The sequence below is a fragment of the Streptomyces beihaiensis genome, assembly GCF_026274175.1.
Taxonomy (GTDB): domain Bacteria; phylum Actinomycetota; class Actinomycetes; order Streptomycetales; family Streptomycetaceae; genus Streptomyces; species Streptomyces beihaiensis.
The window spans coordinates 1-11,296 of record NZ_JAPHNL010000096.1; the positions used below are offsets into that span (position 1 = coordinate 1).

An 11,296-nucleotide genomic window follows, 5' to 3' on the forward strand; every position below is an offset into this window, starting at 1 on the left:
CGACGCTCTTCCGATCTCCGGCGCCGGCGGCCCCGACGTCGACCCGTACGCCTACGCCGACCGGCTGCTCGCCCGCTGGGCCGAACCGCAGCGCAGGTACCACACCACGGACCACCTCGCCGCGGTCCTCGACCACGTCGACGTGCTCGCGGAGCACGCGGCGGAGCCGGAGCTCGTACGGCTCGCCGCCTGGTTCCACGACGCGGTGTACCGTCCCGACCGGTCCGAGAACGAGGAACGCTCGGCAGCGCTGGCCGAACGGGCCCTGACGGAGGCGGGGTTGGCGCCGCCACAGGTCGCCGAGGTGGCCCGCCTGGTCCGCCTGACCGTCGCCCACGACCCGGCCGACGGCGACACCAACGGCGAGGTCCTGTGCGACGCCGACCTGGCGATCCTGGCCGCGCCGCCGGACGCGTACGCCGCGTACGCCAGGGCCGTGCGCGAGGAGTACGCGTTCGTCCCGGACGAGGCGTTCCGCGAGGGCCGGGCGGCGGTCCTGCGGCAACTCCTGGGCCTGCCACGGCTGTTCCGCACTCCGCACGGGGGCAGGGAGTGGGAGGCGGGCGCCCGCGAGAACCTGACGACGGAGCTGGCCCTGCTGACGGAGTAGGCCGGAGACTGCGTCACGTCTACTTGTGCCAGAAGAGGTGGTGGGTCACTCCGCCCCTCGGGCTCGGCACGACGTCCAGGTGGAAGCGGTCGAGGAGTTCCTCGGGTGACTCCCAAAGGCGCGAGCCCGAGCCGAGCTCCACGTCGTCCGAGACCGCCACGTGCAGGGTGTCGACGAGATCGGCGTCCAGGAACTCCCGGATGGTGGCGGCCCCGCCGCCGAGCCGCACGTCCTTGCCCCGCGCCTCCTCCTTCGCCCGTTCGAGCACGGCGGCGGGGTCGCCACCGACGAAGTGGAACGTGGTGTCGGAGAGCGTGAACGACGGACGCTCGTGGTGCGTCATGACGAAGACCGGGGTGCGGAACGGCGGCTCCTCGCCCCACCAGCCCTGCCAGTCGAAGTCCTTCCAGGGGCCGCGCTGGGGACCGAACTTGTTGCGGCCCATGATCTCCGCGCCGATGTTGCGCGCGTAGTCCCGCGTCAAGTAGTCGTCCAGGCCCCGGCTGCCGCCGGGATCGGTACGCATGGGCCAGCTGGCCGTGGCACCGGCCCAGGCGAACATCGCCGCGGGGTCGGCATGCCCGAAGGGCCGCTCCAGGCTCTGCCCCTCACCGGCGCCGAAGCCGTCCCGGGAGACGTTGAAGTTCTGCACTCTCAGCAATTGCGGCTCGCTCATGACGCCCTTTCGTCGCACTTCCCTCACAGGGACTCGCTGATGTCCCGTCCCCACTGAAGACCCTCCGGACCACGCGAACTCATCGCCACGCCGCGACCCAAGTCACCTCCTCCCTCACCTCCACCGCCTCCGCCGCCTCCGCCGCAACCGCAACCACCGCCACCGCCACCGCCACCGCCACCGCCACCGCCACCGCAGAAAACCGCTTGAACGCCCTCCGGGGCCGGTGCACGCTCGCCCCATGCAGCTGCTCACCATCCCCGCGCCCCGTCTACGCCTCCACGAGCTGTCCCACGAGGCCGCCGCCGGACTGTCCCTGGAGGGCGGGACCGGCGGTTTCACGTGGCTGGGCGGCGGCCCGAACGGAGGGACGCGGGTCGGCGCGGGAACCGCCGCACGGATGCGGCGGGAGGGAACCTACCGGCCCGGCTGGGGCGCGTACGTGGTCGTCCGCGCCGAGGACGGCCGCGCGCTCGGCGGCATCGGATGGCACTCGGCGCCGGACGCGCGGGGGCTCGTGGAGATCGGCTACGACCTGGTCCCGCCGGCGCGTGGCGCCGGTTACGCGACCGAGGCGGCCGACGCGCTCACCACGTGGGCGCTGGCCCAGAGCGGGGTGACGGCGGTGATCGCCCGCACGGACCCCGACAACACGGCGTCCCAGCGCGTACTGGAACGGGCCGGATTCGTACGACGCGACGACGGCACCGCGAGCGCCGGGCCGGACGTCCTGTTCACCCGGAGCGGCCCGCGGGTCGCCCCTTCGGGCGGCGCAATCCCGCCTCGGTGAGCCTGCGCACCAGTTCCTTCGAGCCGACCTCCACGGCGCCCGCCCGCACGGCGTCCGCGTACCGGTGCGAGGGAAGGTCGTAGTGGTCGCCGTCGAAGGCGCGCGGCGGGGCGCCCAGCGCCGCCGCGAAACGGTGCAGCTCGTCGAAGGAGACGTCGCTGATCAGGTGCGACCACATGCGACCGTGGCCGGGCCAGTTCGGCGGGTCGATGTAGAGCGTCATCGCGCCGCCGGCGCCGAGCGCCCCACCCGACACCCGCGCCTCATCCGACACCCGCGCCCCACTCGGAACCCGCGGCCCATCCGAAACCCGCGCCTCATCCTGAAATCGCGTCTCATGCTGAACCCGCGTCTCGTCCGGAGCCCGCACCTCATCCGGCCACCGACCCGAGGCCGCCGACCGGCGCCACGACGACCCCGGCCTCCGAGCACACCCAGTGCGGATCGGCGCCGAGTTCCGGTTCCACGTCGAGGGCGTGCGGCCCGCCCGCGTGCGGGTCCGGCGTGCAGACGGGACAGAGCGGCCAGCGGCCGTACCGTTCCAGCAGCGCGTCCTTGACGTCCTGGGCGACGAGGCCGGTGACGTACTCGACGCCCTCCGGCCACTGCTCCACCCACCACCGGCGCGACGCGATGGACTCCTCGACGAGCGAGACGATGTCCGCTTCCGCGACGTCGCCCGCCTTCAGGTCCGCGAGCACGAGCGCGCGCGCCGCGTGCAGGGCCTGTTCCAAGGGGTTGATGGTGTCCATGCAGCAATTGTGCGGCACACCCGCCCGGTCACCCGCCCTCCGCCCGCCGCAAGCCCGCCGTGCGCCCGCCGTGCGCCCGTCCCACGCCCGCCGGGACCAAGGCCCCCTTGACCACCTCACCGGGCGAAAATATCTTTCGGAGCGTGAGCAACGACCTGAAGGAAAGTTTCGCCCACGAGGCGCCGCCCGCCCCGGCCGCCCTCGCGGCGAAGGTGCGCACCCTCGCCCCGTCGATGACCCGCTCCATGCAGCGCGTCGCCGAGGCGGTCGCCGGGGACCCGGCGGGCTGCGCCGCCCTCACGGTCACCGGCCTCGCCGAGCTCACCGGGACCAGCGAGGCGACGGTGGTCCGCACCGCCCGCCTCCTGGGCTACCCCGGCTACCGGGACCTGCGTCTGGCGCTGGCCGGCCTCGCCGCCCAGCAGCAGTCGGGCCGGGCCCCGGCCGTCACCGCCGACATCGCCGTGGACGACCCGATCGCGGACGTCGTCGCCAAGCTCGCCTACGACGAGCAGCAGACCCTCGCCGACACCGCCGCCGGCCTGGACACCGCCCAGCTCGGCGCGGCCGTCACCGCGCTGGCCAACGCCCACCGGGTGGAGCTGTACGGCATGGCGGCCTCCGGCCTCGTCGCCCAGGACCTCGCCCAGAAGCTCCTCCGCATCGGACACATCGCCTACGCGCACTCGGACCCGCACCTGGCCGTCACCAACGCGGTCACCCTGCGCCCCGGCGACGTGGCCGTCTCGATCACGCACTCCGGCACCACGGGCGACGTGATAGAGCCCCTCCGCGTCGCCTTCGAGCACGGCGCCACCACCGTCGCCATCACCGGCCGCCCCGACAGCCCGGTCTCGCAGTACGCCGACCACGTCCTGACCACGTCCACGGCCCGCGAGAGCGAGCTGCGCCCGGCCGCGATGTCGTCCCGTACGAGCCAACTCCTCGTGGTGGACTGCCTGTTCGTGGGTGTGGCGCAACGCACGTACGAGACGGCGGCGCCCGCGCTCTCGGCGTCGTACGAGGCGCTTGCGCACCGCCACCGGGCGGCGCCGCGCAAGTAGACCGCCCTGTAGCCGCCTGTAGCCGGACCAGCAGCCGTCCTGCCGCCCCGCTTCCCGCTTCCCGCTCCCCGTTCACCCCTCGTCCCTCACCCCTCACCCCTCGCCCCTCCGCACAGAGAGTCGCGACGACCATGTCCACCACCCCGTACGGTGACCTACGCGCCCAGCTGGACACGCTCACCACAGAGGCGTTCCGTCCCGAGCTGGCGAAGATCGACGAACTGCCCACCCTGGAGATCGCCAAGATCATGAACGGCGAGGACGCGTCGGTGCCGACCGCCGTCGCGGCCCAGCTCCCCCGGATCGCGGCGGCGATCGACGGCACGGCCGAGCGCATGGCCCGTGGCGGCCGCCTGGTCTACGCGGGCGCGGGCACGGCCGGGCGGCTCGGTGTCCTGGACGCCTCCGAGTGCCCGCCCACGTTCAACACGGAGCCGGGCGAGGTCGTCGGCCTGATCGCGGGCGGCCCGACGGCCATGGTGTCGGCGGTCGAGGGCGCGGAGGACTCGAAGGAACTGGCGGCCGGGGACCTGGACGCGCTGGCTCTCACGTCCGACGACGTCGTGGTCGGCATCTCCGCCTCGGGCCGCACCCCGTACGCGATCGGCGCGGTGGAGCACGCCCGTAGCCGCTACGGCGCACTCACCATCGGCCTGTCCTGCAACGCGGACAGCGTGCTCGCGGCGGCGGCCGACCACGGCATCGAGGTCGTGGTCGGCCCCGAACTCCTCACCGGCTCAACCCGTTTGAAGGCGGGTACGGCACAGAAGCTCGTCCTCAACATGCTGTCGACGATCACCATGATCCGCCTCGGCAAGACCTACGGAAACCTGATGGTCGACGTCCGCGCGTCCAACGAGAAGCTGCGGGCCCGCTCCCGCCGCATCGTGTCCCTGGCCACCGGCGCCGACGACGACGCCATCGAGGCCGCGCTGACCGCGACGGACGGGGAGGTGAAGCCCGCCATCCTCGTCGTCCTGGCCGACGTGGACGGCCCGACGGCGGCCCGCCTCCTGGCCGAGTCCGACGGCCACCTGCGCGCCGCGCTGACGGCGGCCGTCTCGTAAGACACCCTCACAGAGCAAGGCACCACGCACACAGAGCAAGGCACCACGCACCATGAGCGAGAGCCAGAACCGCGCCACCGCCGCCGCGATCCTCCCCCTCGTCGGCGGCCCGGCGAACGTCACGTCCGTGGCCCACTGCATGACCAGGCTCCGCCTGAGCCTGAGGGACCGCTCGCTCGTCCAGGACGGGGCGCTGAAAGCGCTGCCGGACGTGCTGGGCGTGGTGGAGGACGAGACGTACCAGATCGTGCTCGGCCCGGGAAAGGTCGCCCGGGTGACGCCGGAGTTCGAGGCGCTGGTGGCGGCGGAGGGGCCAGCCGCCCGCACGGTGACGGCGCAGGAACTGGCGCGGCAGGGAGAGGAGTTGAAGCGGCGCCGGAAGGCGAAGAACGCCACCCCGTTCAAGCTGCTCCTGCGCCGCGTCGCCGACATCTTCGTCCCGCTCATCCCGGCCCTGATCGGCTGCGGCGTCATCGCGGGCGTCAACGGCCTCCTGACGAATTTGGGATGGCTGCCCTCGGTCACCCCCGCGCTGGCCGCGACGGCCTCCGGTTTCATGGCGCTGATCGCGGTCTTCGTCGGCTTCAACACGGCGAAGGAGTTCGGCGGCACGCCGATCCTGGGCGGCGCGGTCGCGGCGGTCATCGTGTTCCCGGGCGTGGCGGACGTCAGCGCGTTCGGCGAGAAGCTCGCACCGGGCCAGGGCGGCGTCCTGGGCGCGCTGGGCGCGGCGGTCCTGGCGGTGTACGTGGAGCGGTGGTGCCGCACGCGGGTCCCGGAGGCGGTGGATGTCCTGCTCACCCCCACCCTGACGGTCCTGGTCTCCGGCCTGGTCACGGTCTTCGGCCTGATGTACGTGGCCGGTGAGGTCTCGGCCGGCATCGGCACGGCGGCGAACTGGCTCCTGGACAACACGGGCGCGTTCGCCGGCCTGGTCCTGGGCGGCCTGTTCCTCCCCCTGGTCATGCTGGGCCTCCACCAGGCGCTGATCCCGATCCACGCGACGCTCATCGAACAGCAGGGCTACACAGCGCTCCTGCCGATCCTCGCCATGGCGGGCGCGGGCCAGGTCGGCTGCGCGATCGCGGTCTACCAGCGCCTGCGCCGCAACACCTCGATCCGCGCGACGATCAAGTCGGCCCTCCCGGCAGGCTTCCTGGGCGTGGGCGAACCCCTGATCTACGGCGTCTCGCTCCCCCTCGGCCGCCCGTTCGTCACGGCGTGCGTGGGCGGCGCGGCGGGCGGCGCGTTCGTCGGCTTCTTCTCGATGCTGGGCGACAAGGTCGGCTCGACGGCCATCGGCCCGTCCGGCTGGGCCCTGTTCCCGCTCCTGGACGGCAACAGGGGCCTGGGCACGGAGTGCGCCATCTACGGCGGCGGCCTCCTGGTCGGCTACGCGGTCGGGTTCCTGGCCACGCACTTCTTCGGTTTCAGCGGGCAGATGCCGGCGGAGCTGAACACGGATACGGCGGAGGCGGCGGGCGCGGCGGAGCCCGGCCCCGCATCCTCGGCCTCCCCTCCAAGCTCACCGGCCACAGCGGCCGACTGACCCCAACTCCGGTGCGCGGGAACGCCGTTCCGTCGTAGACTGGCACGTACGACGCCAGGGGGGCGGCATCAGGGGGACGGCAGGTGAGCAACAACCAGCAGACCCAGCCGGACACGCCGCGCCCGGACGATCCGACTCCCGCACCCGGCCCGACTCCCGCGCCCGGCCCGGCGTCCGTCCGACCCCACCGCGTCCGGGCCACGCTCCGCCGCCTCGTCGCGCGCGTGGAAAGCAAGCCCGTACTGGCCACCCTCCTCCTGGCCGCACTGCCCGCCGGTTGCATGGGGTGGCACAAACTCTTCCCCGACGACTCGGTCAAACTGCAAGTGCGCCAGCTGAACGATCCGTGCTTCGCGCACTATCTGATCCGCGACGGCGCGACCGCCGAGTTCAAGCGCGGCCTCCGGGCAGGCGACGAACGCCAGTACGCCCGCTGGGAGAAAGGGGGACGCATCGAGCACAGCGGTTTCGTGGCGGCTCTGGTCACCCTGCGCGGCAACATGGACAAGCCGGTCCGCATCACCGATCTCACCGTCACCGTCACCAGCCGCTCCGCGCCGCTCACCGGGAGCCCCGGCCCCTTGACCGGACCCGGGTGCGGCAAGGAAGAGCCACCGGACGCGCTCGGCATCAATCTCGACGCCATGGCGGTCGGCAGGGAGATCTCCGTACGCCGCCTCCTGTCCAGCCCGAACCAGAAGGAGGCGGCCGCCTTCGCCAAGAATTTCGGACCCCCTCCGCACCTTCCCCGCACGGTCACGAACGACGACTACTACGCCCTGTACCTGGTGGGCACGACGAAGACGTCCGACTGCACCTGGCGGGCCCGCATCTCGTGGTGGGACGGGGACAGGGACTGGAACACCACCGTCGACAACGACGGCCACGACTTCCGGGTGACCGCGGACCCGGATCAGTCATGAGCGGCGCTCCCAGCGCGTCCAGCGCTCCCACTGCTGCCGAGAGCGGCGACGCACGTGACGAGCGCTCGTGGCGAGACCGGCTGAACCGGCTCCGCCGCCCCCTGGCCACCGTGTGCGTCACCGTCACCCTCGTACAGATCTGCGGCGTACTGCCCGCACAGATCCACTGGGCCGACGGCCTGGGCCCCGGCACCGCCCCACTCCACACCGTGGACGCTCTACGCCTTCCCACCGTGTCCCCGACCTGGCTGTACGGAGGCAGAGCCGGTATCGACGCCGTGGCGTACGAGGCGTTCTGGCTCGCCCTGTTCCTCCTGTTCCTGGGCGTCGCGGCGTCATCCGTCGCCCGCCGCATGGGAGGCGGCCGTGGCGCCCCGCTGCACCTCCCCACCGCCCTCTTCCTCCTGTCGCCGCTCGCCGGTCTCGCGGCCCTTTCGGTGACACGGGCGTTCCGGCTGGCGAGCGCCGCGGACGGCGGCGAAACGCTGGCGCTCACCTTGCGGGACGCCCACGTCGCGACCCCTCACCTGTTGCTCCTCGGAGCGGTCGCCGCGCTGAGCGCGCTCCTCGCCCGTACGACGGGCAGGCGTCGACGCCGCCGCCCGTCCGCCGCCCCCAGCTGGTCGGCGCGCAGGGTCGCTCTCTTCACGCTCGCGACCCTGCGCGGGGGCAGGCACACCGTGCGGGCCCGGATCGGCCGGTCCCTGCTGGCCGGTGCCGCCTACTGTGCCCTGATCACGGTGCTGAGCTCCCGCGCGGCGACAGGGGCCTCGTACGCGGCGGCGAAGCTGTGGTGCGCCGACGGCCAACACGGCTATCCGCCGTGGACCGACTGCGCACACCAACTCGGTGATGCCGCGCTCCAACCAATGACGCTGCACATCAGCCCGCTCTTCAACTACGACCTGAGCGCCCTCGGATCGAACCTGCTCACATTCTTCGCCTATCAGGTCGCTTTCCTCTACAGCGCGTGCGTCCACTACGCCATGGACGCGACGCTCGGCCCGCGTACCCGGAAGCCGACGGCCACCGCCCTGTTCGTCCGCCACTGGGCGGGCTACTCCGCCGCCGCGGTGGCCTACGCCATCGTGATCGCCGCCTTCGACCACCCGGGGGGCATGACGCCACGCACGTTCGGCGCCCGCGTGGACGCGTCGACGGCTCACCTCATCGACTCGGAGGCCGTCCACCACCTGCTGCTGGCCGCACCGTTCGCGGCGGGGACACTCACCGGCCTCGTCCTGCTGTACCGACACGCCCCGCGCCGCCACCCGTCGTCCGTCTCGGCCACACGCCTTCCGGATTGATCGACGTGCCGAGCGCGACTCGACGAGATGGAACCGCTGCCGTCCCGGGGGCACGGGCGGCGGCCTGTGAGCCTCCGGGCCGAAGGCATCCCGTGTGTCAGCCGAGGCGGTGGCACCGGAACCGGCGCGGCGCGCCAACGCCCCACTCGCAGCCGCGCGTTCGCGCTGCTCGCCGAGCGCTGGTTCGAGCGCGGCGCCACGGAACCGCAGCTCCGGCACGCCCTGACCAGCGGCCTGCCGCGCCCCGCCCACAGCCCGGCGGCGCCGATCCGCCGCCGCCTGACGGACAAGCTCCCACCGGAGCCCGTACGAGACCCGTACGGTCGCCGGCACCACCCCGGTTCATGGAATGCGCGGACTGCGGCCTGCCCGGCCCGGCCCGGCGGAGGCTCTGCCCGGTGGCAAGTGCGGCACGCGCCGGGGCGAAACCGGGAAGGTCGCCGCGGGACCCCTGTCACCCGAGGCCGTCCGCGCCCGTGCGGCAGTGGCGCGTATGGCGTTGCGGGTGGGGCATCGGTGAACCCGAACCTCTCAGGCACGGCTTCCAAGGCTACTGGTCTCGTCGCATCACGGACGAACACCGCCTCGTGTACAAGATCGTCGAGGACGAGATCCGCGTCGCCGCCTGCCGCTATCACTACGAGCGCTGAGCGCCCACGACAGCCGGAGCGCTGGCGCCGAACGCGTCGCGCTGCAACGCCGTGATGCGCTCGATGACGAGCACCAGCAGCACGCCCGCCGCGATCATGAGCGCCTCCGCCACCACGAGAACGACCATGGACCCCGGCGCCATCCGCATCACCACCGCGAGCACCGCCACGTGCCCCATCCAGGCGCCCCACCACAGGTTCACCAGGGTCGTGCCTCGCCTCCCCTCCCACGACGTGGAGCTGGCACGCCCGATGGCGAGGACGGACTTGCGCCCGGCGAAGAAGTTGACCACCGGTATGAACCACGAACCCGCCGTCCAGCCCCGGCTCGGGAGAGCCGCCTGGGGAGACAGTTCCCGGGCGTTGCTCCGGCACCGGTCGAGCCACACCAGCAGCAGCACGAGCGTCAGGGTCATCGCGTAGACGAAGACCATGGAGATCATCGCCGACTTGTGCAGGGCGGCAGCCGTACGGTGCAGGTAGTAGTCCCGGAGCGCCACCGTGCGGAACGCGTCCAGGACGGCGGCCGCCGCTGTCGCCGCCTGCGCGCAACGGGCAAGGAACCAGGGAGCTTTGCGTGTGGCGGGCGTCATCGTCGTGGGCCTGTCTCGAAGGCGTGCGCGGCTGTCGCGGACGGCGGGGCGCGGAGATCATACGGTCTGCTGCTCGTACTGCCACTCCCCGATCGGGACCGCCACGGAAAAACCGGTGTCGCCGAGCGCTCGCGCTGCCTAGGGTCCGGCTCATGGTTGACAGGCTCGCCCCGCCGCGACTGACCCGGCTCACCTTCCACGGCCCGCTCTCCGAGGACCGGGCCGCCAGGCTGATCCACCGGCTCACCGGCACAGACACCGGTACGGCCGACCCGGCCGCCCGCACCACTGTGCTCGACATCGGGTGCGGCTGGGGGGAGTTCATGCTCAGGCTGCTCGAAGCGACACCCGGCGCGACCGGCGTCGGCATCGACCTCGCCGAGGACGATCTCGCGCGCGGACGGGCCAACGCCGAGCGGCGCGGCCTTGCCGAGCGCGTCCACTTCGCCCACGAGTCGGCCGTCGACACGACGCGCGGCCCGGCTGACGTCGTCCTGTGCTTCAGCTCCAGCCACGCGCTCACCGACACCGAACCGCCGCACCACACCGCCGCGGCGCTGCGCGCCCTGCACCGCCTGGTCAAGCCCGGCGGCCGTGTCCTGCTCGGCGAGGGCTTCTGGCAGCGTCCGCCGCTCGCCGCCGAGCTGTCCGCCATGTGGCCGGACGCCTCCGCGTCCGAGTTCCACGACCTCGCCGGGCTCGTCGACCTCGCCATAGCCGAGGGCTTTCGCCCCGCGTGGATCGAGAGCGCGAGCCTCGACGAATGGGAGCACTTCGAGTCCGCCTACCAGGCCGACGTCGAGGAATGGCTCGCCGCCCACCCCGACCACCCGCTGGCGAAGGAGACGCGTGAGCGCGTGGACCGCCATCGCGGCATGTGGCTCCGCGGGTATCGCGGCGTCATGGGTCTGGCGTACCTGACCCTCGTCCCCGTAGAGGCCTGAGAAAGTCACTCGGCGCTTCCCCCGCCCCGACCCTCCCCCGCGAAAGTGTCGCAGTCTCCGGCGAAACTGCGACACTTTCCCGAATCCGACCTGGTCCGCCGGACAGACCCTAGCGGCCGAGCGACTTCAGCAGCTGTCCGCCGGTCTTGTCGACCTGGTGGACGGCGTCGCCGACGTTGTTGACGCTCTCGGGCTTCTTCTCGCCCTTCCAGTGGGCGCGGTTGGCCCACTGCGCGTCCTGCGTGCTGGTCCTGGCCGAGTCCGCGGCGTGCGAAGCCCCGTCGAACGCCTCCGGTGACACGACCGGGTCCGACGGCCCCGGCGCGGCCGCCTGCGCGCCGGGGGCTCCCACCGCCGCGACGGCCGCGGCG

The 11,296-nt window shown here is 72.7% G+C and carries 13 protein-coding genes and 1 pseudogene; 9 read left to right on the forward strand and 5 right to left on the reverse strand.

What is annotated here, in order from left to right; translation table 11 throughout:
• Positions 1–13 precede the first annotated feature (13 nt).
• Positions 14–610, forward strand: a complete 597-nt coding sequence (locus OFY01_RS10985) for an HD domain-containing protein (RefSeq protein WP_266598766.1) — start codon at positions 14–16, stop codon at positions 608–610.
• Between the two features lie 19 nt (positions 611–629).
• Here the strand turns inward: OFY01_RS10985 and OFY01_RS10990 are convergent, their stop codons facing one another.
• Positions 630–1,286, reverse strand: a complete 657-nt coding sequence (locus OFY01_RS10990; RefSeq protein WP_266598745.1) for a dihydrofolate reductase family protein — start codon at positions 1,284–1,286, stop codon at positions 630–632.
• Between the two features lie 241 nt (positions 1,287–1,527).
• Between OFY01_RS10990 and OFY01_RS10995 the strand changes: the two genes are divergently transcribed.
• A complete protein-coding gene (locus tag OFY01_RS10995) occupies positions 1,528–2,076 on the forward strand; it encodes a GNAT family N-acetyltransferase (RefSeq protein WP_266598747.1) in 549 nt (182 codons plus the stop codon).
• Here OFY01_RS10995 and OFY01_RS11000 read toward each other — a convergent pair.
• Both OFY01_RS11000 and OFY01_RS11005 read right to left on the reverse strand, forming a co-directional pair.
• Positions 2,021–2,299 carry a DUF4031 domain-containing protein gene (locus OFY01_RS11000; RefSeq protein ID WP_266598768.1) on the reverse strand — a complete coding sequence of 93 codons (279 nt, stop codon included), beginning with the start codon at positions 2,297–2,299 and terminating at the stop codon, positions 2,021–2,023. The two genes, OFY01_RS10995 and OFY01_RS11000, sit on opposite strands and share 56 nt — an antisense overlap.
• Positions 2,300–2,447: 148 nt before the next feature.
• Complete coding sequence (locus OFY01_RS11005) at positions 2,448–2,828, reverse strand: hypothetical protein (RefSeq protein ID WP_266598749.1); 381 nt, start codon at positions 2,826–2,828, stop codon at positions 2,448–2,450.
• Between the two features lie 143 nt (positions 2,829–2,971).
• Here OFY01_RS11005 and OFY01_RS11010 point away from each other — a divergent pair, with 143 nt between their 5' ends.
• From OFY01_RS11010 to OFY01_RS11040, 6 genes and pseudogenes are all read left to right on the forward strand, one after another.
• Positions 2,972–3,892, forward strand: a complete 921-nt coding sequence (locus OFY01_RS11010) for a MurR/RpiR family transcriptional regulator (RefSeq protein WP_266598751.1) — start codon at positions 2,972–2,974, stop codon at positions 3,890–3,892.
• A gap of 131 nt (positions 3,893–4,023) precedes the next feature.
• Positions 4,024–4,959, forward strand: coding sequence for an N-acetylmuramic acid 6-phosphate etherase (gene murQ / locus OFY01_RS11015; RefSeq protein ID WP_266598753.1), 936 nt, complete (start codon positions 4,024–4,026; stop codon positions 4,957–4,959).
• A gap of 52 nt (positions 4,960–5,011) precedes the next feature.
• The gene (locus OFY01_RS11020) at positions 5,012–6,508 is read left to right on the forward strand and encodes a PTS transporter subunit EIIC (protein ID WP_266598754.1); all 1,497 of its coding nucleotides are present in this window, start codon (positions 5,012–5,014) and stop codon (positions 6,506–6,508) included.
• Between the two features lie 224 nt (positions 6,509–6,732).
• Complete coding sequence (locus OFY01_RS11025; RefSeq protein WP_266598756.1) at positions 6,733–7,431, forward strand: hypothetical protein; 699 nt, start codon at positions 6,733–6,735, stop codon at positions 7,429–7,431.
• Positions 7,428–8,738, forward strand: coding sequence for a hypothetical protein (locus tag OFY01_RS11030; RefSeq protein WP_266598758.1), 1,311 nt, complete (start codon positions 7,428–7,430; stop codon positions 8,736–8,738). Before OFY01_RS11025 ends, OFY01_RS11030 begins: the two co-directional genes overlap by 4 nt.
• Before the next feature lie 509 nt (positions 8,739–9,247).
• A pseudogene (locus OFY01_RS11040) lies at positions 9,248–9,388 on the forward strand (Txe/YoeB family addiction module toxin); the annotation flags it as partial.
• Here the strand turns inward: OFY01_RS11040 and OFY01_RS11045 are convergent.
• The gene (locus OFY01_RS11045) at positions 9,376–9,981 is read right to left on the reverse strand and encodes a DUF4328 domain-containing protein (protein WP_266598760.1); all 606 of its coding nucleotides are present in this window, start codon (positions 9,979–9,981) and stop codon (positions 9,376–9,378) included. The pseudogene OFY01_RS11040 and the gene OFY01_RS11045 overlap by 13 nt on opposite strands.
• A 152-nt stretch (positions 9,982–10,133) precedes the next feature.
• Between OFY01_RS11045 and OFY01_RS11050 the strand changes: the two genes are divergently transcribed.
• Positions 10,134–10,925, forward strand: coding sequence for an SAM-dependent methyltransferase (locus tag OFY01_RS11050; protein WP_266598762.1), 792 nt, complete (start codon positions 10,134–10,136; stop codon positions 10,923–10,925).
• Positions 10,926–11,034: 109 nt separating this feature from the next.
• Here the strand turns inward: OFY01_RS11050 and OFY01_RS11055 are convergent.
• Positions 11,035–11,296 (reverse strand): hypothetical protein (locus OFY01_RS11055; RefSeq protein ID WP_266598764.1); only part of this gene is annotated, 262 nt, incomplete at its 5' end.

Coding starts and splice junctions, on each gene's coding strand:
- OFY01_RS10990 (WP_266598745.1), bottom strand. CDS start 1,286: ATGAGCGAGCCGCAATTGCTGAGAGTGCAGAACTTCAACGTCTCCCGG.
- OFY01_RS10995 (WP_266598747.1), top strand. CDS start 1,528: ATGCAGCTGCTCACCATCCCCGCGCCCCGTCTACGCCTCCACGAGCTG.
- OFY01_RS11000 (WP_266598768.1), bottom strand. CDS start 2,299: ATGACGCTCTACATCGACCCGCCGAACTGGCCCGGCCACGGTCGCATG.
- OFY01_RS11005 (WP_266598749.1), bottom strand. CDS start 2,828: ATGGACACCATCAACCCCTTGGAACAGGCCCTGCACGCGGCGCGCGCG.
- murQ (WP_266598753.1), top strand. CDS start 4,024: ATGTCCACCACCCCGTACGGTGACCTACGCGCCCAGCTGGACACGCTC.
- OFY01_RS11020 (WP_266598754.1), top strand. CDS start 5,012: ATGAGCGAGAGCCAGAACCGCGCCACCGCCGCCGCGATCCTCCCCCTC.
- OFY01_RS11030 (WP_266598758.1), top strand. CDS start 7,428: ATGAGCGGCGCTCCCAGCGCGTCCAGCGCTCCCACTGCTGCCGAGAGC.
- OFY01_RS11045 (WP_266598760.1), bottom strand. CDS start 9,981: ATGACGCCCGCCACACGCAAAGCTCCCTGGTTCCTTGCCCGTTGCGCG.
- OFY01_RS11050 (WP_266598762.1), top strand. CDS start 10,134: ATGGTTGACAGGCTCGCCCCGCCGCGACTGACCCGGCTCACCTTCCAC.